The sequence below is a fragment of the Candidatus Schekmanbacteria bacterium RIFCSPLOWO2_02_FULL_38_14 genome (assembly GCA_001790855.1).
In the GTDB taxonomy this organism is placed as follows: Bacteria; Schekmanbacteria; GWA2-38-11; order GWA2-38-11; family GWA2-38-11; genus 2-02-FULL-38-14-A.
Map to the genome: position 1 here is coordinate 29220 of MGDH01000019.1, position 23676 is coordinate 52895.

Here is a 23676-nt window from a genome sequence, read left to right on the forward strand (position 1 = left end):
GGTGCAGAGAGTGCATTCATTTCCTAAGTCCCTTTAATATTTCATCGTAGGATTTATCCACCTCTCCTGAAGAGATTATTCTGTGCTAAGCTTAACTGTAACTGATAGAGCAGGTGCAGGTTTGAAGTAATTTGTCAGGCAACCGCATTAATATCTGATGGCAGTTTATGTAGAGTAAGTGAGTGAATTAGGGGACGTTGGTGCAGAGGATGCATTTATTTCCTAAGTCCCTTTAATATTTCATCGCAGGATTTATCCACTCCTCCTGAAGAGGCTATTCTGTGCTAAGCTTAACTGTAACTGATAGAGCAGGTGCAGGTTTGAAGTAATTTGTCAGGCAACCGCATTAATATCTGCTGGCAGTTTGTGGAGAGTAAGTTCTTTAAGCTGAACTTTCTTGCTGGCATTGTCAATGTCAATACCCACCAAATTGCCTTCGGCATCGTAATCAAGGTTAATTCCTTCAGAAATTTCTCTGCTCTCCACGCTTGTCTTCTCAGAGAGATCAATATATAGAGAGTCAGTATTTGGGTAATAATTGAGTTTCATTTTTTAAACCCCCTATCAGGAAAAGCATTATGAATCGTCTTTTTATCATCCAAGGTGATAACTCGTAATACATGACCTTCAATCTCAGCGATTACTCCCCAGAACCGAAAACGATTATGTTCTTGTGGTTCGGTCTTGAGCGGGTTTTCGATGACTTGAATGCACCATTCTTTTTTCAGATAAGGCCGTTTTCTTAGCACTTCTTTTTCAAAGTATTCAGTAAACTTATATTCACCCATTTTGTAATGATGCTCGGTTTCTCATCAAATTTACTTTCAGTATAACATTTTCTCTAATATCTTAAATGTATTGAGTGTTTTGAACTTTGTCAATGTAAAATTCAAGGGAAAAGGGGATGGCTTGCCGTCTACGAAAAATGGAACTTTACAAATTCCCAAGTTCATACTGGATTATTGACAGCACAGAAATTGCAGCGGTTTCAGAGCGCAAGATTCCTCCTTTTAATCCTGTTATGATTAAATTGTTTTCTTTTGCAAAGATGAGCTCTGTTTTTGTAAAGCCTCCGGGGGGTCCTATTATTACTGATATTTCACTGAATGGCATGAAATTTTTTATTGTTTCACTAAAACTCTTTTCCCTGCAATCTTCAGATAGAAGAAGATTTGGATTCTTAGAATTTAGCTCAAGTATGGCTTTGCTGAAGAGCTTTGGGCTGTCTATGGAAGGAATGAAACTGCGCCTTGACTGAGAGGTTGCAGATTCTGCAATTTTTCTCCAGTGTTCCAGTCGGGAGTTAATTTTTTCCTGCGAGAGCTTTATCTCTGACCTTTCTGTAATGAGTGGAATAATCCTGCCAACCCCCAGTTCAGCAGCCTTTTCTATGACCAGATCCATCTTATCCCTCTTCAGCAACCCCTGAACAAGAATAATCTTTGAGTCGGGTTTATTTTCTTGTTTTATTTTCTGGCTGATTCTGCAGGTGATTTTAGTTGCTGAGATATGCTCTATTTCCGAGAGATATTCATCTCCTTTGGAGTCGTAAAAAGAGACCCTGTTTCCTGCTTTTGCCCTTAGAACTTTTGCGAGGTGTTTATAGGATTTGCCGGAAAGTACTATTTTTCCGCTTAGAGGCTGACCATCAGGTAAGGGAAAGCGCGGAATAGTCATTTGTTAACGGGATATAGGGGTTTTATTTTCTAATTTTTCTAACTGTAAAAGCAACTCGCGCTGAAAGGATGAAAGGTTAACAGGTGTTTCTACAAGAATTTTAACATACTGATTTCCCCTTATGTATGAAGCAGGGTTGATGATTCCCTTACCCTCTAAGGTAAAAACTGAGCTGCTTTGGGTTCCTTCAGGTATTTTTAAATTTGCAGTTCCTTCGAGTGTTGGAATTTCTATTTCTGAACCGAGTGCAGCCTGTGTAAAGGTGATTGGGATTTCACAGCTTATATCAAAGTTTTCCCGTTCAAAGATATTGTGCTTTTCAACTCTTATAATTACAAACAGGTCTCCGCTTGGACCTCCCTTGATGCCTGTATTCCCTTGCTCTGAGAGCCTTAATTTGCTGCCTGTGTCAACCCCGGGAGGTATTTTCACTGTTATTGTGTTCTTTTTTTTCTGCCTCCCGTCGCCGTCACATTTTAAACAGGGATGAACAATGATAAACCCATTTCCTTTGCATTGGGTACAGATTCTTTTAACAATGAAAAAACCGTAACTGTAACGTTTCTCTCCTGTTCCATTGCAGGATGGGCATATTGATTCTCCTATTCCTGCCTCAGAGCCATTTCCATTGCAGGTATTGCATTTTTCAAGCCGCTCTATTGTAACTTCAGTTTCTTTTCCGAAAGCTGCATCTGCCAGTGAGATTTTAAGCTCAGTCTTAATGTCACTCCCTTTTTTTATCCTTGTCCTGTCTCCTGAATATCCTACATCAAAGAAGTCGTGAAATATCTCTTCAAATATATTTGTAAACCCGCCATAGCTTCTGTATCCGGAACTGAAGTTGCCACGGAAATCGCTGAAGGTTTCTGAGTTTGAAGTGCTGTCATAAATTCTTTTCTTTTGATGATTAATCAGTGTTTGATAGGCAACGGAGACCTCTTTAAATTTGTTCTCTGCAAAATGGTTGCCTGGGTTTTTATCGGGATGGAATCTTAAGGCAAGTTTTCTATAGGCTTTTTTTATTTCTTCTGCTGTTGCATCAGAGTTTAAGCCTAAAATTCTATAATAATCCTGTTTTTTCATTCATTCATTACACGTCTGTAAACAGGTTGCTCATCAGAACGGCAGTACAACTGACCAATGGAATTATCTGGGAATAGTCCATCCTTGTTGGACCAATAATCCCAAGGGTTCCTAAAACTCGGTCTCCGCTTTTATAGACCGAGGTTACAATGCTTAAGTCCTGAATCTCTTTTACCGGGTTTTCAGTGCCAATGAAAATCTGCATTCCTTTGCTGTTAACACATTTATCCAGCAGTTGAAGAAGGAGATTTTTCTGCTCAAAGGCAGCAAATATTCTTTTCATTTCTTCAACATCTGAGAATTCAGGCTGGTTTAAAATGTTGGCTGTGCCGTCAAAGTAGATTTCCTCTTCTTCAGCGTTTGAAAAAGCCAGACTGCTCAATGTCAATGCCCTGGCAACCAGTTTGTCATAAAGCCTTTTTTCTTCTAACATCATTTCCCGCAGTTTTTCTCTGATTTCGCAGAGCGTCATTCCCTGAAACTGTTCATTCAGGTACCTGGTAATTTTATCAAGAGTATCCTGAGAAAGGTCTTCATCAAATTTGATTAATTTATTCTGAATCATCCCTGATTTTGTCACAAAAATTGCAAGAACCCGCTTTTCCCTTAAATTTATAAACTCAATATGTTTAAAAGTAGTGAAGGAAAACTTTGGTGCAAGTATTATTCCGACCTGATTGGAAATCTGAGACAAGCGGTGTGAAATCCTTTTCATTATATCTTCAACGTTTACTGCTTCGTTGCTTTCCTTTAATTCATCACCAAACTGAAACTGGATTGGTAATTGGCTGTTAAAAGCATTTTCGCTCAAAATCGAATCAACATAGAACCTGTATGCTTTATTTGTAGGAACCCTGCCTGCTGAAGTGTAGGGATGGGAAAGAAAGCCCATTTCTTCAAGGTCAGACATAATGTTTCGTACAGTGGCAGGACTTAAGTCGAGCTTGAATTTTTTTGTAATAGTCCTTGACCCCACCGGTTCAGCAGTTGATACATAACTTGTTATCACTGCTTTTAAAATCTGTTTGTTTCTGATGCTTAGTTCTTCCATAGTTTTATATTCTTCATGTTATAGATATCATTTTTAAAATAGCCACAGAAATATAATTTGTCAAGGGGAATAAGCTTTTCCAATAACCTTGACTAACAACTCAGGTTCATAGTAGAAATATTAAATAAAATCAGGGCACTATTCGCAAATGATAAAAATAAAAAATCCTGTTTCTCGCATTATAATTCTTTTAGCTGCAGCGTTATTTGTTTTCCAGTTCCTTTTCTGCTCAAAGCCAGAAATCACAAACCGGAATTCCATTACAATAGCCTTTGAAAGCGCTCCTACAAATCTTGACCCGAGAAAGGCAACTGATGTTCCTTCATCAAGAATTGCCCAGATTATATACAGTAGTCTGGTCAAATTTAATGAGAAAAGCGAAATAGTTCCGGACCTTTCTTATAAATGGGATATACCGGACAGCAATACATATATCTTTCATCTTAGAAAAGGAGTTAAGTTTCACAACGGAGAGGATTTAAAAGCAGAGGATGTGGAGTATACTTTTAAAAGTATCATGGATTCAGGCTTTAAATCTCCTCTAAGGGGGTCTTATACTTTTTTAAAAGAGGTTAAGGTTTTGGATGATTACACAATCAGGTTTGACCTTAATGCGCCTTATGCTCCGTTTCTTTCAAGCATGTGTGTCGGAATAGTGCCGAAAAGATATGCGCAAAAATCAGGAGAGGACTTTGGCTTAAAGCCTGTTGGAAGCGGTCCTTTCAGGATAGTTGAGATTTTACCTGATGAGAGGATAATCCTTGAAGCCAATGAATCCTATTTTGGAGGCAAGCCGGGGATAAAGAGAATAGTTTTCAAGGCGGTGAAGGATGAGACTGTCAGGGCGCTTGAGCTTGAAAAGAGGGAGATTAATTTCCTTGAGAATGCCTTTTCACCTGATACAATTGAGATATTTAAAAACAATTCCGAGATTGAAATTTTCCACGGTGAAGGAACAGACTACTATTACATAGGACTGAACCTGAAAGATTCTGTTCTTGAAAATAAGAAAGTAAGGCAGGCAATAGCGTACGCAATTGACAGGGATATTATAATAAAAAGCATTGAAAGGGGAATGGCAAGAAAAGCCACTGGAATGGTTCCTTCTTCTCACTGGGCATACGAAAAGGAAGTGAAAGATTATGATTATAATCCTGAGCGGTCAAAGAAATTGTTGGATGAAGCAGGGTTTGGCGACCCTGATGGTGATGGTCCAAAGGCAAGGTTCAAGCTTGTGTACAAGACAACTTATGAGGAAAGAAGCAGAAAATTTGGAGAGGTGCTGCAGGAATTTTTAAGAAAAGTCGGGATAAGCCTTGAGATTAAGATGTATGAGTGGGGAACGTTTTATGATGATATTAAAAATGGAAATTTTCAGATTTACAGATTGAAATGGGTGGGTATAACTGACCCTGATCAGTATTATGAGGTTTTTAATTCAAAAAATTTTCCTCCAAACGGAAAAAACCGTGGATTCTACAGCAATTCTGAAATAGACTATTTAACAAAGCTTGGCAGAAAAACTATGAATATTGATGAGAGAAAAAAGATTTACAGCAGAATCCAGAAAATCATCGCTGAAGAACTTCCGTATATAAGCCTGTGGCATTCAGATAATGTAGCTGTAATGAGCAAAGGGCTTAAGGGGTTTATTCTGTATCCAAGAGGAGAATTTAATTCAATAAAAGATATGTGTTGGGAGGGAATAAAATAATGGAAAAATTTATTGAAAAGGCAAATACCCTGATAGAGGCGATTCCTTATATAAGGAATTTCTACGGGAAGACATTCGTGATTAAGTATGGCGGAAATGCCATGATTGATGAGGACCTGAAGGAAAACTTTGCCCTTGATATAATACTTTTAAAATTCATTGGAATTAATCCTGTCATTGTTCATGGCGGTGGTCCGCAGATAGGAAGTTTTTTGAAAAAAATCGGCAAGGATACGAAATTTTTTGAAGGCTACAGGATAACGGATGATGAAACAATGGATGTTGTTGAGATGGTTCTTGGCGGGATAATAAACAAGAGCATTGTAGCGCTGATTAATAAACACGGAGGAAAGGCAATAGGGCTTACAGGGAAGGATGGAAATTTTATCAAGGCAACCAAGATGGTGATGAAGAAGAAAAAACCTGATAAAAACAACACGGAGCTAATTGACCTTGGCAGGGTTGGAGAGATAGAAGAAATTGACCCGACAGTCATTGATGCCATTGACAAGAGTTTTATTCCTGTAATCGCTCCAATAGGAGTTGATTGCCACGGGAGCTCACTTAATATCAATGCAGACCTTGTTGCAGGAGCAATTGCATGGGCTTTAAAGGCTGAAAAGCTTGTTCTGCTGACAGATGTCAAAGGAATTATGGACAGGAAAAACAAGTTAATCAGGACGCTGACTGAAAAACAGGTGAAAAAGCTCATAAAAGATGGAGTCATCAAGGGTGGAATGCTTCCAAAGCTAAGGTGCTGTCTTGAAGCGCTTGACCAGGGTGTTTCCAAGGTACATATGGTTGACGGCCGCGTAAAACACGCCCTTCTCCTTGAAATTTTTACTAACAAAGGGGTAGGAACAGAGATAGTAAAATAATGTCAAATGCCAAAGCTCAAAGTTCAAATGAAATCCAAAGCTAAAATAATAAAAACAGTTGTAAGCTTATAGCTTAAGGTTTACAGCTTATAACTATTTTATGCTTTGATCCTCGATATGTGAATCGACCAGTCCTTTACTTTCCCCGCCCTCATATTCAATAATAAAATTATATTCAGGAAAAAGTTTTGGAAGCCTCATGATGCTGAAAATCATGACTCCTATTGAAGCCCTGTCTATCCATGATGACATGGGCCAGCCAAAGTGGACCACAATTTTTTTATCAGGAAACTCATACTTTACAGTATAAAGAATACTCAGGATTTCGCTGTACAGGTTTCCTGCGCGCTCCATTGTAAACCGGAAATGGTTTTCTGCAATTTTTTTTGGGATTCCGGTTCGCGGAGAAAAAAAGCTGATAAAGGCTTTTGTTGTTTCCTTATCCTCTAAAAGATTTTCCTGAGGACGTATGAAATACAGATGATATTCGCTTGTATCTTTTTCCGCCATGTAAAAAATCAGTTCCATTGGGGTATCGGTTTGTTCAATGAGTTTTATTTCAGGCGCATGTTTTTTTGCTATCCTCAACCCTACAATCAGAACTGAAACAGTTGAAAGTGCCCAGAGCATTGTTCCGTAAGGTTTATGTGAAGCAAGGTATATAAAACAACTCAGAAGGATGACAAATAGAATTGCTGTTCCGGTTCTTGATGTGTAATATGTGTAAATCTCTTTTGTTCCCTTGAAATAGCGGTATATCATCAGACTGAACATATTTATGCAGAAGCTTGCAAGAAGCCCGATTGCATACATGTCAGCAAGAGTTTTCTGGCTTCCTGAAGTTATAAGGATAATTACTGTAAAGAGTATTGCATTGCATATGTGGATGCGGTAAAGAGACTGTCTGCGGTTGACTTTAATAAACCATTCAAATTTATACCTGTGAGCTATTCTTTCCATCAGCTCACTTGAAGCAAAATAAGCAGTGTTTACTGCCATAATCAGCGCAATGCTTGCCAGCAGCCCGACTATTAATCCGAATGGCGCACCGTTAACGAGGGTTGCATAATGGGTTATGAGGTCGCCTTCATGGGCTGCAAAGTCAATATTCTTAGATGAAAGCGCAAGGGCTGTGACCAGTGGTGTGGCGATTCCTACTGTGAGAGCGAGAAACAGATATGCTTTGGCAATTTCCTTCCAGCTTTTTACAAGCCCTGCTGTTTGAATAACAGATTCAATCCCTGAATAAGCAAGCACGCAGCTTGCAATGCTGATTACGATAATTCCGTAACCTTTAAATATACCAGCGGTTGCAACATCTTTACCTATAGTTTTTGCGCTTCCGGTTATGACATTCAGGTTTTCCATTTTGAAATCGAGTATTCCTGAAGCTATTAGGGTTAAAAACACTATTGCAGCGACAAAAAATACTCCAAAAGTAAATTTTGCATTTTCTTTTATTCCAATTATATTAAGCAAGCAGACACCCCAGATGATGGCGAGCTGAAAAATAAAGGTTGCAAATCCGGATAGATTAATAAAGGACATTCCGTTTGATACTGCGCTTACTGTTGAGATAGATGCTGTAAGAATGTATGTTACATAGATAGAGGCAACTGCAATAAAGGAAGCTGTGGGACCAAGGACAAGGTATGAAAATGAATAAACCCCTCCTCCTTTGATTCCATTAAACTCCAGTATTTCTGCTATTTCAACCATTCTTGTAGAAAGAAACCGCATAATAATGGATGTTACAGCAATAAAAAGTATAGCATTTGCCCCAATGAACCTGAAGGCTTCAATTGGTGCATAAAAAATGGAGGTGAGTTCATCCATCAGGGTAATAATTGCAACAGAAAACCAGGTGAGCCACCATTTCCCGCCACTGAAATAGGAAAGAGTGTTTTTCTTTCTTAAAATATGGATGAATATAGCTGCAATAGCTATATTCATAATTAGAAGCACAAAAAATTTCACTTCTTATCTGTTTCCCTCAAGCCTTGAAAGAAAAGCTTCTACTAATATTTTTTAATTGTATCAGCTATAAAATTTTCAAGAAAAAATTATTTGTAAACTATAAAAGGTTGGTTGATTAATGTCAAATATCAAAACTCATTATACTAAGAACAAATTTTAGAGTTTGTCATTTTATTTGACATCTGGTATCTGAACTTATGACTAATTTTTCACTAATAAGGATAATTTTCTGTGTATAATCCCAGGGATTCCTACTGGCGCAGGGCAAAAAAAGAAGGATACAGGTCAAGGGCTTCTTATAAATTAATTGAGCTTAATGAAAAGTTTAAACTTTTGAAGCGCGGAGACAGGGTTCTTGATGTGGGGTGTGCGCCGGGAGGCTGGATGCAGGTGGCACTTGAGATTGTTGGAGAAAAGGGTTTTGTATATGGCGTTGATATAGAAAAGGTTGAGAGTTTCCACAAATCCAATGCAGAGATTATAATTGCTGATATTTCAAAGGCTGAAGGAAGAGAATTGATTTTAAATAAAGCAGACGGAATGCTTGATGCTATAATATCAGATATTGCCCCGCATACTACAGGAGTAAAAATTGCTGACCAGGCTAAATCCCTTGAGCTTTCAAAAGAGGCTTTTCGTATTTCAAAAATTCTTTTAAAGGAAAGCGGGAATTTTCTGGTAAAAATTTTTCAGGGAAGTGATATCAAAAAATTTCTGGAGGAATTGAAGTTAAATTTCAGAGAAGTAAAAATTACAAAGCCAGAAGCTACAAGAAAAGGCTCTGCTGAAGTATATATTGTTGGAAAGGGATTCATGGGTAATAGTAAGTGTATAGTGAACAGTGAATAGTATTTAGCAGAAAAGAAAGATTTTGAAACTATTGACTATTCACTAACGACAAGTGGCTAGCGAGCAGAGACAACGGTTTTATCATTATGGCATTTGACGCAGTTCTCGGTTTTTATTGGATGTTTTTTGCCAAGAGGTTTTTCTTTATCTTCATTCTTGTTGTGACATTCTAAGCAGGCTTTATCACTTGAATAAGATTTGTGGGTTTCATCAATTGGTATTTTTGTCGGATGCTTTTTGGGAAGATAATTGAGTATTACAAACAAAAGAATAACTCCAATAATCAACACATAAGTACTCTTTTTCATCTGCCTTAAACTCCAAAAAAAATTTTGTAATTTTTATATTATATAATTAATAAAGTAAAGAGTTTTCAAAGGAAATTTTAATTTTGTTGAAATATTATTTATAAGTTGTAGATTAAATAAATAATCTATCAGGAGCTTACCTATGGCATCTGTTAAAGCCTTAAATATTTTTATTTTATTCTTTCTTTTAATTCCTATTGCCTGTTCCAGGGGAGCAACCTCAAACCAGCAGAAAATCCAGGAACCTGTCATAAGCGGCTCTTGGTATCCGGCAGATAAGGAGGGGCTCAAGAGAGAAATTAATTTATTCCTCGATAGTACAGAGCCTGAAAAAATTGATGGCGACATAGTTGCTTTAATTGAACCTCACGCCGGATACAGTTATTCAGGAAAGGGCGCTGCTTTTGGTTACAAGGCTATAAAAGGAAAGAATTACAAAAGGGTGATAATGCTGGCGCCAAGCCATTATGCATGGTTTAACGGCGTAGCAGTTCTTGATGCGACACATTACAGAACCCCTTTAGGGCTTATCAGCATTGATACTGATGTGTGTAAAAAACTTTTGCAGGAGCCGTATTTCAAGACAGTTCCGGAGGCTTATAAAAAAGAGCATTCCATTGAAATCCAGCTCCCGTTCATCCAGCAGAGTTTAAAAGATGTCAGTCTGGTCCCATTGCTCGTTGGAGAAGTAAACGGAGATGAGTACAGAAAAATTGCTTCAAGTATCAAAAAGTTTATTGATAAGGAAACTTTAGTAATTGCAAGCTCGGATTTCACCCATTACGGATTTAATTTTGGCTATATCCCTTTTAAGAAAAATATCAGGAAGAATTTAAAAAAGCTTGACAGCGGAGCAGTTGAGAAAATTCTTAAGATAGATTCTGAAGGATTTATAAAATACGTGGATAAAACCGGAATAACTATCTGCGGAAGAAAACCCATAGCAATTCTCCTTGAAATTCTTCCAAAAAATATTAATGCAAGACTCATAAGCTACTATACTTCAGGTGACCTTATTGGAAATTACTCAACATCAGTGAGCTATGTGACAATGGCTTTTTTTAAAAAAAAAGAGAAGAATAATTTTCAGGCTTCAGATGAAGATAGCCTGAATAAGGAGGAAAGAGAAACCCTTGTAAAGCTTGCAAGAAAAACTCTTGACAGTTTTTTAAACGGAGGGAATCTGGATGATGTTACCAAAGGACTAAACCTGACTCCAAAGTTGAAGGAAAAGAGGGGAGTTTTTGTTACAATTAAAAAGCACGGAAATTTAAGAGGCTGCATTGGTTATATTGAAGGGATAAAACCCCTTTATGAAGCAGTTATTGATAACACTATAAATGCCTGTTCACGGGATTATCGCTTTGTGTCAATGGTAAAAGGCGAGGATAAGGAAGTAGCGCTTGAGATTTCTGTGATGACTCCATTAAAAGAGATTAAAAGTGTTGATGAGATAGTTGTCGGGAAACACGGGCTTGTAATACAAAAAGGATTTAGCAAAGGGCTTTTGCTGCCGCAGGTAGCAACTGAGTACGGATGGGACCGCGAGACATTTCTTAATCAGGTTTCTCTTAAAGCCGGATTGCCATATAATGCATGGAAAAGCGGCTCAACTATCTGGACATTCAGCGCACAGGTGTTTGGGGAGGAATAGAAGAGTTTAAAAATCATTTTTTTATTTTCCTTGAACCCTAGCAGATTGTTGAAATAGTCCTTTTTTGACCGTCATTGCGAGGAACGTAGTGACGAAGCAATCTCAGTTTTCTCCCCCTTTACTTGCCTACCGGCAGGCAGGGAAAAGGGGAATAGAGGGGAATTTGAGATTGCCACCTGCCTGCCGGCAGGCAGGTGATCCCGGAGCCTGTCCTGAGCAATGCCGAAGGAGTCGTTCGCAATGACAACATGAGAATTGTGACACAGGCGTAATGACATTTATTGAGCTTTTTATCATTCTGCTAGAATCCTTTTTTTATATGTTATGTTCAGAAGAAAATTTTTAAAAAGATTTTTAGGAATCGGAGCAGCTCTTTTATCTTTTAATGGCTTTAAAAAAAATGCCCATGGTGAACTTCCTGAGTGGTTATGGGGAAATAAAAAGAACACGCCCTCAAAAATTAAAAAAATTTCAAAATCTGGAGCAAAGGCTAAGGTCATTATTGGACAGGATAAAGAAATACTGGATAAAGAGGGCAGGGCAAGAAAAGATTTAGCAAGAAAAATAATTTCAGAATCCATAAAAGCCCTTGCAGGAGAAAAAGATGTAGCAAATGCATGGAAGGCTCTTTTTAATAAAGACGATACTGTTGGAATTAAATTAAACTGCCTTGCAGGCAGGGGATTATCTCCCAGAAAAGAGGTTGTTGATTTAATAATTGAGGGGTTAAAGCTTGCAGGATTAGAAGATGAGCAGATTATAGTCTGGGACAAGGTTGACATAGACCTTCAAAAGGCAGGCTATGCCATTAACTATTACAGCAAGGGTGTGAAGTGTTTTGGCACAAACAGAGATTATGAGCCAGAGCCTGAAATAACCGGTTCAGTTGGAAGCTGTTTCAGCAGGATAATTTCAAAAAGATGTTCAGCAATAATCAATGTTCCTGTGCTAAAAGACCATGACCTTGCAGGTGTTTCAATCGGGATGAAAAATTTTTATGGAGCAATTCATAATCCAAATAAATATCACGACAGCAACTGCAACCCCTATGTGGCAGACCTTAATTCCCATCCCTATATAAAAGATAAATTAAGACTAATAATCTGTGATGCAATCACTGCCCAGTACCACGGTGGACCTGCATACAATCCTCAATGGGTATGGAATTTTAACGGAATAATCATGGCGACTGACCCTGTTGCGCTTGACAGAATTGGAGCAAAGATTATCGAAGATAAAAGAAAGGAAAAGGGTTTGTCTTCTTTTAAGGAAGCTAAAAGAGAGCCAAAATACATAGAAACTGCAGCGGATTTGAAGCTTGGCAATTGTGATTCTGGAAAGATTGAAGTGGTGAGGGTGTAAGAAGAGTGAATAGTGAACAGTGAATAGTAGATAGTAGCTGCCTGTCCCAGCCTGCGGTTGGCAGGTGCCGAACAGGCAGGCAGAGCCTTGCTCTGCTCTTTTCTGTCATTGCGAGCGAAGCGAAGCAATCTCAATAAAGAGATTTTTTATATGAAAAGCAGAATCTCAAGAAGAAAGTTTTTAGCAAACACAATCAAAGGTGGCTGCGCATTAAGTCTTCTCTCTTCTGTCCACTCTGCCTCAACACCATCTTATGCAGGGATATTCGGCGAGGAGAAGAAGAAAGAGATAAAGCTTAAGGAGTGCATGTTCTATGACAAGAAACCTGAAATGAAGGTTGAGTGCCAGATTTGTCCCAAAAAATGCTCGATTGCAAACCAGGAAAGAGGTTACTGCGGTGTCAGGGAAAATCACAAAGGAACATATTATACCCTTGTCCATTCCTATCCATGTTCAATCCATACAGACCCCATAGAGAAAAAACCGTTTTTCCATTATCTGCCGGGCACTCTTGCCTATTCGCTTGCTACGGCGGGTTGCAATATTGAATGCAAATTCTGCCAGAACTGGGAGATAGCCCAGTTTCGGCCTGAACAGGTTGACAGCATCTATCTTCCACCTTCTGAAGTTCACAAGAACGCAAAGGCTGACAATGCATTAACTATTGCCGGAACTTATTCTGAACCTGTTGTCTTTTATGAGTATATGTATGATATTGCAAGACTGAGCGCAAAGACCGGGATAAGGACAGTGATGGTCTCCAATGGCTTTATTCAGGAAAAACCTCTGAAGGAAATATGCAGGTATCTGGCTGCCATAAAAATTGATTTAAAGGGCTTTACAGAGAAGTTCTACAAGGAAACCTGTTCAGGCGAGTTAAAGCCTGTTCTTGAAACACTTGTCAGGTTGAAAAATATTGGCATCTGGTTTGAAATTGTCGTACTGATTGTCCCAACCTTAAATGACAGCGAAAAAGAATTTAAAGAGATGACAAAATGGATTGTTGCAAACCTTGGGAAAGATGTGCCTGTACATTTCACAAGATTTCATCCAACCTATAAGATAAAAAACCTTCCTCCAACCCCTGTAACAACCCTTGAAAAGGCAAGGGAGATTGCATCATCTGCAGGGATAAATTTTCCCTATGTTGGAAATGTCCCGGGACACCCTTGGGAGAACACCTACTGCCCCAAATGCAAGAGTATTGTTATAAACAGGGTTGGCTTCTACATAAGAGAGAATAATCTTAAAGCTGGCAGATGTGGCAAATGTAAAGAAAAGATTCCGGGTGTGTGGAGCTGAAAAAGGAAAATTTGTCTGCCATAAACTTCTTAAATTGACCATCCTGCATTTATGATATAAGGTTACATCACCCATCCTTAAATGTAATTAAAAATATAAATTATGCTGAAATCATACCTTGAACGAATATTAGATGTTGCAAAAAGAGGAGATGCAAGAGAGAAAAGTTATTGTTCCTGCCTTGAGGAACTTTTTAAAAATTATGCTGAGTCAGTAAATAAGAAACAGATAAATGTTACTACCCTACCTAAAAAAACTGAGGCTGGAAATCCGGATTTGAGAATATGGGATGGGAAACAACATATTGTTGGGTATGTTGAAGCTAAAGCGCCTATTTTTTCTGTGAAACCAACCACATCCCCACTGCCACAAAGTTCAAGACGGCTATAAAGAGGCAGGTTTTTGAAATTCCGAAGATTGGCACGAAAAATACTCCTGTGAGAATGGCGCTTAAGAATGCTCCGAGATGGTCAGCACTGTTAATAATTCCTGCGGTTTTTCCTGTATTTCCTGAGGCTGAAAAGTAGGTTTTTGAAGCACACGGGAAAGCAGTTCCTGTTAAAAGCCCTGCAATAAAAAGGAATGCTGAAAAAGAAATCTCAACTGGCAAGAGGCTTCCTGCCTGAACTCTTGTGAAAAACAGTATGAGAGGGGAAAGAGACAGGGAAAATATTATAATGAGGATGAGGTTTGCAAAGAGAATCCTTTCTGCTTGAATCTTTTTTGTTAGCAGGGTTTTAATAAAATAGCCACCAATTGCAAGACCGAGCATGAAGGTTGCGACTATCAAGCCAATCTTCTGATAGACATAGCCAAAGATATTCTGAAAGGCGAAAATTAAAATTATACTGAAAGCCATTCCTGCAAAACCAGCAGCAAATATAGAAAATGCAGAGTTAAATTTTTTAATATCTTCAGTGCCTTTCTTGGAAACAGAAAGATAAGCAAGCCTTAGCATAAGGAAAAAGAGCAGAGGAAGCAGATACCAGTAAAATTTTATTTTGCTTAAAAACTTCACATAGTCTGCAAACTGAAACTGAGATGATTTTTTCCAGCCAGAGAGCCTGTCCCATAAGAGCAGGCTGTAAAAATATGTCACAGGCTTTTCATCTGTGTTTACAGGGATATCTTTCAGTTCAGAAAGTTTCTTTCTTGCAAACTCCACCCTTTCCCTGGGCAGGAGCAGTTCAAAGTGAAATGGGGTGAAGTAGTATGAACTGATATTTTTTGAAGAAAACCGCGAAGCAAGGATTTTTCTATCAAAGGTTATTGACCTGTTACTGTCAGAAGAAAAAAATATATTTTTTTCACCCGGAGAAACAAGGACAAATCTGAATGCTTCTTTCAGGGTTTTATAAAGCGAGCCGGTATAGCTTAAAATCTCTTTTCCAAAATAATTTACTTCAGAGGTTATTGATGTGACAATTACTCCTTCAGGGGTTAAGAGCTTTTTTAAATCAGAGAAAAATTCCCTTGTATAGAAGCGGTTAATCATTGCTGTTGATGGGTCAGGAAGGTTCAGGATTATCAGGTCATAGGTTTTTCTGCAGTTTTTTACATAATATCTTCCATCAAACGGGAAAATTGCAAGTCTTCTGTCTGCAAGGGCATTTCTGTCTTCTTCAGGAAGGAAGTCTTTTAGAGATTCTATCTCTCTGAAGTCAAGCTCAAGATAATCAAGTCCTGTAATCTCATATCTTAGAATATTTTTAATTATCCCTGTTACTCCGCCTCCAATCAATAAGAGATTTTTGGGATTTGGATGCTCTGCCATTGCAAGGTGCGCAAAGAGAGCCTGCTGATACTCATCAGGGAATGAAGAGGTATAATTGCCATTTAAAAAAAGGCTGTACTGGTTTTCTGATTTGCCAATTGCAATATTCTGATATTTGGAATCAACAGATGATAGAAGTTTTAAGCCGCTGGTAAAGGAGGTCCATCTTTTTTGAACAGTAAAATCTTCTATCTTTTTTATCAGTCCAAAGTTAAGGCACAGGAGAAGTACAATGCAGAGCGAGGCGGGTATTAAAAAAGCTGAAACCCTGGAAGATTTTTTTTGAAATTCTGCTGATAAAACTGCAAGTACTGCAAACGCAATTGAGTTGGCTATTGTTATTGTTGTAAATGAGGAAAAGTAGGGGACAAAAAGGAATGTGAAAAGAAGCCCGCCAAGGATACTTCCAAAAGCCTCGAAAATAAAAACATTTGCAATTCCATCTGCAGGCTTTCCCTCGTCATTTGCTTTTGCAAGGCAAATGAGCGGGAATGTAAAGCCTATAAAGGCGCTTCCGGGTGAAACAGCGAGGAATATAAAAAGAACCATTTTTAAAAAAGGCATATATTCTCCGGGAGGCACTTCCAAGATGGTTCTGCCTGTTCTTATGAAATATATTAATCCTGAAAAGACAAAAGTTAACAGGATTGCTAAAAAGAAAAATAATTTTAAAGGTTCTGAAACCCTGATGGAGATTTTACTGCCGCCATAGGCGCCTGCAGAGATTCCAAAAAGCCAGAAACCGAGAATGAGACCAAGACAGAGCTCATTGCCATAGCAGACTACAAGAATCTCTCTTATGTATGTAACCTGCATTATGAGAGCATAGAAACCTGTAAATGTGATGGCAAGGAAGAGAATCCCTTTTTGCTTGATCATAAATTCATATTACTCCCATGTGGCAAGTTTTACTCTGTCTATAAATTATCACAATGATTAATTTATTCCTTCATAGTATCATTATGATTCTTTCCAAAGAAAGTTAGCCACAAAAAGATCAAAGAAAAAATTCAGATGAATTTTATATTGTATTTACAGGTTTATTATTATAAATAAAGTCCAAAGCCGCAGATTATCAAGGAGATTTTTTATGGAAAAAGTCTTTTTCTCTTCATTAGAGGAAAAAATAAATCCACTCCACACAGCAATACTGGTAGTTGATGTCCAGAATATTTTTTGCCATCAAAAAAGCGCAGTTTAAAAAAAGGAATCTAAGTGACTAAGAAAGTTATAGAAATATCTTCAGGGGGTGTGATTTTTAAAAAGAGCGGGAACTCTTTTGAAATAGCCCTTATTTCAAAAAGGAAAGGAAAAATCTGGTGTCTGCCAAAGGGGCATGTCGAAGAAGGAGAGCATTTAACAGAAACTGCTGTCAGGGAAGTAAAGGAAGAAACAGGGTTGACCGGAGAGGTATTGGATAAAATCGGAGATATTATTTATTGGTATTCAAATAAAGATAAAAAGGGCGATTTGATAAAAATTTTCAAGAGAGTATATTTCTTCCTTATTAAGTATATTAATGGTGAGACACAAAACCATGACTTAGAGGTTGAAGATGTTCAGTGGGTTACTATTGAAAAGGCATGCAAGATATTAAGTTATAATACTGAAAAGGGCATAGTTGAAAAAGCAGAAAAGATTCTTAAGGAAAAGTTTAATCCTTAATCAAAATGATAAATGAAGGGATTAAAGAGAGGCTGTTTGTTAGGGGATGAGCAATCTCTTTATCTCCCTTCAATTTATCAACTAAACCTGAATGATTTAAAATTTTTAATTCCATTTTGTTTCTTTAATCATTTCGTTTACGCTGGATCTTACTGCCTTCCAGGCAAACTGAATAGACCTTTCTTTGTTGCCCTTATACAGCGCCCATGCAAACTTATAGGCTTTTTTATAAACTTCAAGGGCTACATCTGGAAGGATTTCCCTGAACCTTCTTGGAATATTAATGACTCCCGGATAAGACATTCTACACCTCCTTTTTTTATCTTTAAAACGTTCTGTAATTATATATAGCAAAATCTATGCCAAAATATTTCTTCTGGATTGTGGAAGAGGTTTGCAAAGAAGTTTTGCAGGTTTAAATTCAGGAATTAATGAATGAATACAGAAAGTTATAATTTTTGAAAGGGTTTCAAAAGAGGTTTTTATGCTAAAAGTAATTTTTATTTTTTGTATCTAAGTTAAGCATTAAGTTGAAAACTTTTTTACACAAAAAGACCATATCGACAAATAATTGCCGGTTGAAAAATTCTACAAAACAAGGATATCCTGCCTGTAAATATAGACGGGGGTTTTCTGCCCCGCCTACTAAAAAAATTACTTCCACGTTTCAATAAATTTTTTAAAGGATCTGTCCCATGTTTTTTCAACCTCAGGAGGAAAAAAGCAGGCTGGAATTTCATTGCGCTTCCTGTGGTACTGGATGCACTGACAGCACAGACCATGTTTTTCACAGCCTGAATAGGAACAATTGCATTTAATGTTTGAGTTTAAGTTAGGACATTTTTTTTTCATTTCATCAAAATTCATTTGTTTTTCTCCTTTTGCTAATCATAACTCCATATAAATCCAAGTCCAAATGGACATTTGATTTTAGCCCGCTTACTGATTAGCGAAACATTCCTGTAACAGCTAAAACCTATCCATCAAAACTAATACTGGTATTTTATGAAATGTCAAGGTTTAAGCCAATGCTTCTGAAAGGTTTTTATTCTGAGTGTTTTTATTTAAGAAATCTTAATAACTATAATAAAAACAGTATATTATAGTTTGGAATGTTTGTGTAAAACTTGTTTGACAGGCTGTTGAAAATGCGTAGCGAACGCAATACCCACAGCAAGTTGTGGGTATTGCGATAGAATCAATAACATTTATGCTTAACTCTTCGATTTGCTGATAGATATATCAACTCAGCTATTTTTTGCACTCGCGCAATATTCAGTTTCATCGCAGAGTGTTACAATAGTTACATAGTAAGATGGCAACAGCTTGAATTAATTAATCATTACTTTTTTTCAGGTTTTTTCCTGTGCCAGGCACCAAGGTCTTTTCCTGTTTTCTTTACCAACCAGTCTTCCAAAACTTCTTCCAGAATTCTCCAGTTTCTTCCAACTCTTATAGCAGGAATTTTCCCTTCTTTGGAATACCTGTAAGCAGTATGCATGTTGATTTTTAATATCTTGGCTGCCTCTCTAATTGTTAATATTTTCATTTCCTCCCTCTCTAAAAAAAGTGTTTAGTTTCCATTATTGTAAAAGTAGTTTTTAGACTTTAACAATGCATTTTTAATCAATAATGTGAGATAGTCCCTTCCTTTAGTTGAAGTAGAAAGGACCCTTTGACCATATCTTAAGCAACCATCTCCTTTCTGTCAAGAGATTTTTGTCCTAATGCAGCAACGAGTTTTGGTATTTCTCTCTCTGTAGCCTTAACCCTCTTGGACTTCTTCTCTGCCCTTAAGAGAGCTGCTACCGCCCATCTTTGAACCATGTCTCCACCGCTCCACCTTTTGACCCGTCCAGTGATAGTCCTGGTTACGGAGAAACAGGACTCAATAGGGTTTGTAGTGGAAAGGGTCTTCCTTAAAAGCCCTGTTACACCTAAGTGATGCACAGTAAGGGTTTCCTCAAGACCTTTCCTAAGACTCGCTGCAGCAGAGGGGTTTATCCTCTCAATATCATCCAGCAGATTGTTGCAGACTGTGGAGTTCTCAGTTGCCCCTTGCCATAGCCCAAGTATATGCTTCTTGTCACTCTTACCTGCCTGCCGGCAGGCAGGTCCCGCCTGTCCTACTTTCATGTCCCTATGTGAGCCAATGGTTTGTAGTGATTTTCGCGAAAAGGGGAATCCAAACTTTTTCCCGAACAGTTCTGAAAGTTGTCATTTTTAGAACAGGGCTTAACCAATTGAGAAATTGGTTAGCTTTATATTTTTTAAATCACTGTTTCCAAGGCCTAAGTCCTGTGCAGCTTTGATGTGCAAGGCAAATTCCGCTGCTAAAGTCTTTCCCATCTCCTTAGCTTTTTTATCAATGATGCTGAGCCCTACAGCATCGTGGGCTACTAAATCCCTGCTTGCAATAATCTGGTTATTTATAAATTGTGGAGGTCCAAAAGGACCGTTTTCACAGATTCCCATAATGGCGTCGCATAGAACCAGCTTGGTTTTATTTTTTATTTGAGGGTGAAGATTTAATTCAGCAATCTGAGGATTTGCCGTATGGTTATGCATTTTCTGGATAACTATTCCTGCATTTACTTCATCAGGTTTAAAGAAAAATGGTCCGTCTCCAAGGGGAATATAACCGTAAGCGCTCTTAAGAGAGAGAGTTACACCTGCCTTGGAAGCTCCGCTGCTTGATTGATTCAGGCAGTTTTTCAGGACAGGGACATTTATGATATAGTCGCAGTACTGAGTTAAGAGTTTTGAAAGGTAAAGCTCAAGGTCAACGCTTGGAATCTTGACTTTAGTATTTTTATCATAGCCAATATTGTTATGGTTATGCCCAAAACATCTGTAACCATCATTCCCGTCATTGATAATATAGCCTGCTTTTTCCAGACTCCGGTCAAGCTTGTCCCATATCAGAATATTATTTTTCTTTATCCCTGATTCTGACAGGCTGTCAGCAATTGCATAGGCAACTTCAGGGTGGGTTGGAAGTTGGTGGTTTGTTACATTTACCTTAAACCCTATAATTTCTTTTTCTTTAAGGTTTGGGAATATATTGTGCCATGCATCTTTGATATTTTTTTCACCGGTCAGGCTTATTACAGCCTTGTCAACCATTTCCCTTGCAATGGCAGGGCTGATTTTTCCGGCTTCATTCATCACCTTTGAATGTGTGATTGTAAATACATCAGAAATGGTTATTGCGCTTTGTTTGGCTGTTTCTGCAAAGGCATTTGTGACAGAGTTTTTAAGTGCTGAAGAAAGAGGGATAGAGGCAGTGGCAAAACCTGCTGCCTTTATAAAAGAGCGCCGTGAGATTCTTTTCTTTTTGTTAAGCATTAAAGTTTTCCTTTCATTTTTTCAGCATTAAGTAAAAAGAATTAAGAATTAATTTTTTGCTTAATACTTACTGCTTAATCCTTAATACTGTATTTATGTTTCTCCAAAAAGCTTGACTGCGTTTTTGTAAAAAATTTTATCAAAGTCTTTTGAATGAATCTTAAGCCTATTTATGAACTCCAGATATTCTCTGTGCGACACAAGCGAGTAATCCGTGCCAAAGAGAAGCTTATCAGGTCCAGCATAATATATCACATCTTCTATCTGTTCCAGCAACTTTTTCTTCAGCTCTTCTTTGTATGGAATATTTTTTCCGGGGAATAAGCCTGAGAGGTCAGCATAGACATTTGGGTTTTTTGCAATGATTTCTTTTGTGTCAGTTATCCATGGATTTCCAAGATGGGAGATGACTATCCGCAGTTTCTGGAATTTGCAGGCAAGCTCATCAATGTTAAAGGGATGGGCATATTTAAGCATTGCATTTGGAAAGGATGTGTCGCCTGAATGAAAATAGACCGGAATTTTATATTTTATCGCAAGCTTGTATATGGGGCTGCATATTTCATCTGCCGGATAGAACTTAAGATAACCGGGGTATAATTTTATAGCTTTGAAAAAACCATTTTTAAAATCATTATCCAGTTTTTCCAAATCTTTTTTTTTGTAATCAAGAGGATTTATTGTTGCCGCTGCCCAGAAATATTTTGAATTTTTTCTTACGAACTCTTTGGCAAAGTCGTTGCTGAAGGTGCTCATAATAACCGCTTTTACTATATTGTTCTCCTTCAGGTCATTCATAAGCCCTTTAGGAGAATAATTAATCCCTATTTTTTTTGCATCCTTGACAGAGCGGTTAAAATTAAAGTGAATGTGAATATGTGCATCAATGATTTTTTGTTCCTGTTTCAAATGAAAATCCTTTTGCTTGCAGGTCAGGAGACCTGCTGCTACCCGGGTAGAATCAGGTCTCCTGACCTGCTGCTACTGATTGTCAAATTGCGGGATTGGAAAATCCCGCCTATCGATTAGGAGGGAGATTCCTCTCCTGCTGATTTTTCTTTTTAAATGAGTAATAAAAATAAATAGTTTAGGCAAGAAGAAAAATATGAGGAGTATAAATTTACAATTCTAAGTAGGTTATTTTAACCTACATGGATGGAAAGAGTCTGAAACTTACATTTAAATTGACATATGTAAAGTTATCAAATAAACTTTACATATAAAAATCTTAATGTAATAAAACCATGCCAAAAATATTTTTCAAAACAGGGACTTTTAAACAGCAGCGTAGCTATAAAAGTTTCTCGCCATCTTTTATTAATGTTCCCTTCAGATGGAATGACAGGGAAATTGATATCCTGTTGGAAAATGCAACAAGGCTTTTAGGTGAATTAAACGCTTACTCCCTCCTTGTTCCTGATGTGGACTTTTTTATCCATATGCATGTGATGAAAGAGGCAACAACTTCAAGCAGAATTGAAGGGACAAAAACGGGTATTGATGAAGCAGTCCTGCCTATAGAAGAGATAAAGCCTGAAAGAAAGGATGACTGGGTTGAGGTACAGAATTATACAAAGGCAATGAATTCTGCAATTAATCAATTAAAAAAGCTACCGCTTTCAATTAGGCTGCTCAAAGAGGCACATAAAACCTTACTTGAAGGAGCACGAGGCAAACATAAAAACCCCGGTGAAATCAGGAGAAGTCAGAACTGGATTGGAGGTGCAACTCTCAAAGATGCATCTTTTGTTCCACCTCACCATAACGAGGTTCCAGCTCTGCTGAGTGACCTTGAGAAATTCTGGCATAATGATAATCTTAAAATACCACATTTAATAAAAAATGCTATCAGCCATTACCAATTTGAAACAATTCATCCTTTCTTAGATGGAAACGGACGTATTGGGCGCCTGTTCATTACTCTTTATCTTATTGAAAAAGGTATGCTAAGCAAGCCAACGCTCTATCTATCAGATTTTTTTGAACGTAATAAGGGAACCTATTATGATTCTCTGACTATGGCGCGTGTTTCAAATAACATTGAGCAGTGGATTAAGTTTTTTCTGGTTGGTATTACAGAAACCGCTAAAAAGAGTAAAATGACCTTTGAGCAAATCATAGCATTACGGCATAAGTGTGAAGCTGAAATTATGACATTGGGAAGAAAAGCTAAAATTGGACAGAGTCTGCTAAGATTTCTCTATTCAGAACCCATTATGAGTGCAAAAAAAGTTGGGGAAAGATTACAAATTACTCACCCTGCAGCGAATCAGCTTATAAAGGACTTTCAGAAAATAGGTATTTTAAAAGAAATAACAGGTTTCAAAAGAAACAGACTTTTTGTCTTCAAAGAATATCTGAGGTTGTTTGAGAAATGAAAAAAATGAAAAGTAAAGATAAAGCATTAGTGACTCTTAAAGGTAAAAAATCAGAAGTAACTGGTCAGATTTTAATAGATATTCGCTTAATGATAGAGCAATCACGTCATCGCTTTTCACGGATGATTAATACTGAGCTGGTGGTGCTTTACTGGAATATTGGCAAGAGGATTCAACAGGATATTCTTAAAGAAAAACGAGCCGAATACGGGAAGGCAATTGTGCAGACACTATCTGCACAATTATCTACCGATTACGGCAAAGGCTTCACAGCACGCAACCTCTTTAGTATGATACGTTTTGCAGAAGTATTTTCGGACAGGCAAATTGTGCACGCATTGAGTGCACAATTAAGTTGGACTCATTTACGGGAAATAATTTATCTTGAAGATTTCCTTAAACGAGACTTCTATACCGAGATGTGCCGGGTTGAGCGCTGGAGTACCCGTACCCTGAAAGAGAAGATAAACAGTCTGCTTTTTGAGCGCACTGCCATTTCTAAAAAACCTTCCGAACTCGCTCGACAGGAACTTCAATCTTTGAGGGAAGAAGACAAAATGACCCCTGACCTTGTTTTCCGTGACCCATACCTGCTTGATTTCCTCGGACTGACTGATACATACAGCGAGAGCGATCTTGAACGTCCTGATGACTGA

General features: G+C 37.8%; 23 protein-coding genes. 9 read left to right on the forward strand and 14 right to left on the reverse strand.

Going from position 1 to position 23676, the window contains the following annotated elements; genetic code table 11:
* Positions 1-333: 333 nt before the first annotated feature.
* The 5 genes from A3H37_07270 to A3H37_07290 form a co-directional block, all read right to left on the reverse strand.
* Positions 334-549: a hypothetical protein gene (locus A3H37_07270; GenBank protein ID OGL50098.1), complete on the reverse strand. Its 216-nt coding sequence runs from the start codon at positions 547-549 to the stop codon at positions 334-336.
* Positions 546-788, reverse strand: coding sequence for a hypothetical protein (locus A3H37_07275; protein OGL50099.1), 243 nt, complete (start codon positions 786-788; stop codon positions 546-548). Before A3H37_07275 ends, A3H37_07270 begins: the two co-directional genes overlap by 4 nt.
* A 145-nt stretch (positions 789-933) precedes the next feature.
* Positions 934-1677 carry a hypothetical protein gene (locus A3H37_07280; GenBank protein OGL50100.1) on the reverse strand — a complete coding sequence of 248 codons (744 nt, stop codon included), beginning with the start codon at positions 1675-1677 and terminating at the stop codon, positions 934-936.
* Between the two features lie 3 nt (positions 1678-1680).
* Positions 1681-2760: a molecular chaperone DnaJ gene (locus A3H37_07285; protein ID OGL50101.1), complete on the reverse strand. Its 1080-nt coding sequence runs from the start codon at positions 2758-2760 to the stop codon at positions 1681-1683.
* A gap of 7 nt (positions 2761-2767) precedes the next feature.
* Positions 2768-3811, reverse strand: a complete 1044-nt coding sequence (locus A3H37_07290; GenBank protein OGL50102.1) for a heat-inducible transcription repressor HrcA — start codon at positions 3809-3811, stop codon at positions 2768-2770.
* A 148-nt stretch (positions 3812-3959) separates the two neighbouring features.
* Between A3H37_07290 and A3H37_07295 the strand changes: the two genes are divergently transcribed.
* Positions 3960-5525, forward strand: coding sequence for a hypothetical protein (locus A3H37_07295; protein ID OGL50103.1), 1566 nt, complete (start codon positions 3960-3962; stop codon positions 5523-5525).
* Positions 5525-6403: an acetylglutamate kinase gene (locus A3H37_07300; protein ID OGL50134.1), complete on the forward strand. Its 879-nt coding sequence runs from the start codon at positions 5525-5527 to the stop codon at positions 6401-6403. Before A3H37_07295 ends, A3H37_07300 begins: the two co-directional genes overlap by 1 nt.
* Before the next feature lie 93 nt (positions 6404-6496).
* On the opposite strand, the gene A3H37_07305 is transcribed toward A3H37_07300, so the two are convergent.
* Entirely contained in the window at positions 6497-8380 is a 1884-nt protein-coding gene (locus tag A3H37_07305; protein ID OGL50104.1) for a hypothetical protein, read from the reverse strand.
* A gap of 231 nt (positions 8381-8611) precedes the next feature.
* Between A3H37_07305 and A3H37_07310 the strand changes: the two genes are divergently transcribed.
* On the forward strand, positions 8612-9229 hold the full coding sequence (locus tag A3H37_07310) for a hypothetical protein (GenBank protein OGL50105.1): 618 nt from the start codon (positions 8612-8614) through the stop codon (positions 9227-9229).
* Positions 9230-9285: 56 nt separating this feature from the next.
* Here the strand turns inward: A3H37_07310 and A3H37_07315 are convergent, their stop codons facing one another.
* Positions 9286-9537, reverse strand: coding sequence for a hypothetical protein (locus tag A3H37_07315; GenBank protein ID OGL50106.1), 252 nt, complete (start codon positions 9535-9537; stop codon positions 9286-9288).
* A gap of 142 nt (positions 9538-9679) precedes the next feature.
* Here A3H37_07315 and A3H37_07320 point away from each other — a divergent pair, with 142 nt between their 5' ends.
* The 3 genes from A3H37_07320 to A3H37_07330 all read left to right on the forward strand — a co-directional run bounded on the left by A3H37_07320 (position 9680) and on the right by A3H37_07330 (position 13855).
* The gene (locus tag A3H37_07320; GenBank protein ID OGL50107.1) at positions 9680-11191 is read left to right on the forward strand and encodes a hypothetical protein; all 1512 of its coding nucleotides are present in this window, start codon (positions 9680-9682) and stop codon (positions 11189-11191) included.
* 324 nt (positions 11192-11515) lie between these two features.
* The gene (locus tag A3H37_07325) at positions 11516-12553 is read left to right on the forward strand and encodes a hypothetical protein (GenBank protein OGL50108.1); all 1038 of its coding nucleotides are present in this window, start codon (positions 11516-11518) and stop codon (positions 12551-12553) included.
* 306 nt (positions 12554-12859) lie between these two features.
* Positions 12860-13855, forward strand: a complete 996-nt coding sequence (locus A3H37_07330; protein OGL50135.1) for an AmmeMemoRadiSam system radical SAM enzyme — start codon at positions 12860-12862, stop codon at positions 13853-13855.
* Positions 13856-14186: 331 nt separating this feature from the next.
* Here A3H37_07330 and A3H37_07335 read toward each other — a convergent pair whose 3' ends face one another.
* On the reverse strand, positions 14187-16508 hold the full coding sequence (locus A3H37_07335; GenBank protein OGL50109.1) for a hypothetical protein: 2322 nt from the start codon (positions 16506-16508) through the stop codon (positions 14187-14189).
* A gap of 336 nt (positions 16509-16844) precedes the next feature.
* Between A3H37_07335 and A3H37_07340 the strand changes: the two genes are divergently transcribed.
* Positions 16845-17294: a hypothetical protein gene (locus A3H37_07340; GenBank protein ID OGL50110.1), complete on the forward strand. Its 450-nt coding sequence runs from the start codon at positions 16845-16847 to the stop codon at positions 17292-17294.
* 105 nt (positions 17295-17399) lie between these two features.
* On the opposite strand, the gene A3H37_07345 is transcribed toward A3H37_07340, so the two are convergent.
* The 6 genes from A3H37_07345 to A3H37_07370 form a co-directional block, all read right to left on the reverse strand.
* The gene (locus A3H37_07345) at positions 17400-17597 is read right to left on the reverse strand and encodes a hypothetical protein (GenBank protein OGL50111.1); all 198 of its coding nucleotides are present in this window, start codon (positions 17595-17597) and stop codon (positions 17400-17402) included.
* 351 nt (positions 17598-17948) lie between these two features.
* Positions 17949-18146: a hypothetical protein gene (locus A3H37_07350; GenBank protein ID OGL50136.1), complete on the reverse strand. Its 198-nt coding sequence runs from the start codon at positions 18144-18146 to the stop codon at positions 17949-17951.
* A 490-nt stretch (positions 18147-18636) separates the two neighbouring features.
* On the reverse strand, positions 18637-18843 hold the full coding sequence (locus A3H37_07355; GenBank protein OGL50112.1) for a hypothetical protein: 207 nt from the start codon (positions 18841-18843) through the stop codon (positions 18637-18639).
* A gap of 137 nt (positions 18844-18980) precedes the next feature.
* Positions 18981-19430, reverse strand: coding sequence for a hypothetical protein (locus A3H37_07360; protein OGL50113.1), 450 nt, complete (start codon positions 19428-19430; stop codon positions 18981-18983).
* A gap of 99 nt (positions 19431-19529) precedes the next feature.
* On the reverse strand, positions 19530-20642 hold the full coding sequence (locus tag A3H37_07365) for a hypothetical protein (protein ID OGL50114.1): 1113 nt from the start codon (positions 20640-20642) through the stop codon (positions 19530-19532).
* 93 nt (positions 20643-20735) lie between these two features.
* Positions 20736-21551, reverse strand: a complete 816-nt coding sequence (locus A3H37_07370) for a hypothetical protein (GenBank protein ID OGL50115.1) — start codon at positions 21549-21551, stop codon at positions 20736-20738.
* 335 nt (positions 21552-21886) lie between these two features.
* Here A3H37_07370 and A3H37_07375 point away from each other — a divergent pair, with 335 nt between their 5' ends.
* Both A3H37_07375 and A3H37_07380 read left to right on the forward strand, forming a co-directional pair.
* Positions 21887-23020 carry a cell filamentation protein Fic gene (locus tag A3H37_07375; GenBank protein OGL50116.1) on the forward strand — a complete coding sequence of 378 codons (1134 nt, stop codon included), beginning with the start codon at positions 21887-21889 and terminating at the stop codon, positions 23018-23020.
* A complete protein-coding gene (locus A3H37_07380; GenBank protein OGL50117.1) occupies positions 23017-23676 on the forward strand; it encodes a hypothetical protein in 660 nt (219 codons plus the stop codon). Before A3H37_07375 ends, A3H37_07380 begins: the two co-directional genes overlap by 4 nt.

Coding starts and splice junctions, on each gene's coding strand:
- A3H37_07270 (OGL50098.1), bottom strand. CDS start 549: ATGAAACTCAATTATTACCCAAATACTGACTCTCTATATATTGATCTC.
- A3H37_07275 (OGL50099.1), bottom strand. CDS start 788: ATGGGTGAATATAAGTTTACTGAATACTTTGAAAAAGAAGTGCTAAGA.
- A3H37_07280 (OGL50100.1), bottom strand. CDS start 1,677: ATGACTATTCCGCGCTTTCCCTTACCTGATGGTCAGCCTCTAAGCGGA.
- A3H37_07285 (OGL50101.1), bottom strand. CDS start 2,760: ATGAAAAAACAGGATTATTATAGAATTTTAGGCTTAAACTCTGATGCA.
- A3H37_07290 (OGL50102.1), bottom strand. CDS start 3,811: ATGGAAGAACTAAGCATCAGAAACAAACAGATTTTAAAAGCAGTGATA.
- A3H37_07295 (OGL50103.1), top strand. CDS start 3,960: ATGATAAAAATAAAAAATCCTGTTTCTCGCATTATAATTCTTTTAGCT.
- A3H37_07300 (OGL50134.1), top strand. CDS start 5,525: ATGGAAAAATTTATTGAAAAGGCAAATACCCTGATAGAGGCGATTCCT.
- A3H37_07315 (OGL50106.1), bottom strand. CDS start 9,537: ATGAAAAAGAGTACTTATGTGTTGATTATTGGAGTTATTCTTTTGTTT.
- A3H37_07320 (OGL50107.1), top strand. CDS start 9,680: ATGGCATCTGTTAAAGCCTTAAATATTTTTATTTTATTCTTTCTTTTA.
- A3H37_07325 (OGL50108.1), top strand. CDS start 11,516: ATGTTCAGAAGAAAATTTTTAAAAAGATTTTTAGGAATCGGAGCAGCT.
- A3H37_07330 (OGL50135.1), top strand. CDS start 12,860: ATGTTCTATGACAAGAAACCTGAAATGAAGGTTGAGTGCCAGATTTGT.
- A3H37_07335 (OGL50109.1), bottom strand. CDS start 16,508: ATGATCAAGCAAAAAGGGATTCTCTTCCTTGCCATCACATTTACAGGT.
- A3H37_07345 (OGL50111.1), bottom strand. CDS start 17,597: ATGTCTTATCCGGGAGTCATTAATATTCCAAGAAGGTTCAGGGAAATC.
- A3H37_07350 (OGL50136.1), bottom strand. CDS start 18,146: ATGAAAAAAAAATGTCCTAACTTAAACTCAAACATTAAATGCAATTGT.
- A3H37_07355 (OGL50112.1), bottom strand. CDS start 18,843: ATGAAAATATTAACAATTAGAGAGGCAGCCAAGATATTAAAAATCAAC.
- A3H37_07360 (OGL50113.1), bottom strand. CDS start 19,430: ATGAAAGTAGGACAGGCGGGACCTGCCTGCCGGCAGGCAGGTAAGAGT.
- A3H37_07365 (OGL50114.1), bottom strand. CDS start 20,642: ATGCTTAACAAAAAGAAAAGAATCTCACGGCGCTCTTTTATAAAGGCA.
- A3H37_07375 (OGL50116.1), top strand. CDS start 21,887: ATGCCAAAAATATTTTTCAAAACAGGGACTTTTAAACAGCAGCGTAGC.
- A3H37_07380 (OGL50117.1), top strand. CDS start 23,017: ATGAAAAAAATGAAAAGTAAAGATAAAGCATTAGTGACTCTTAAAGGT.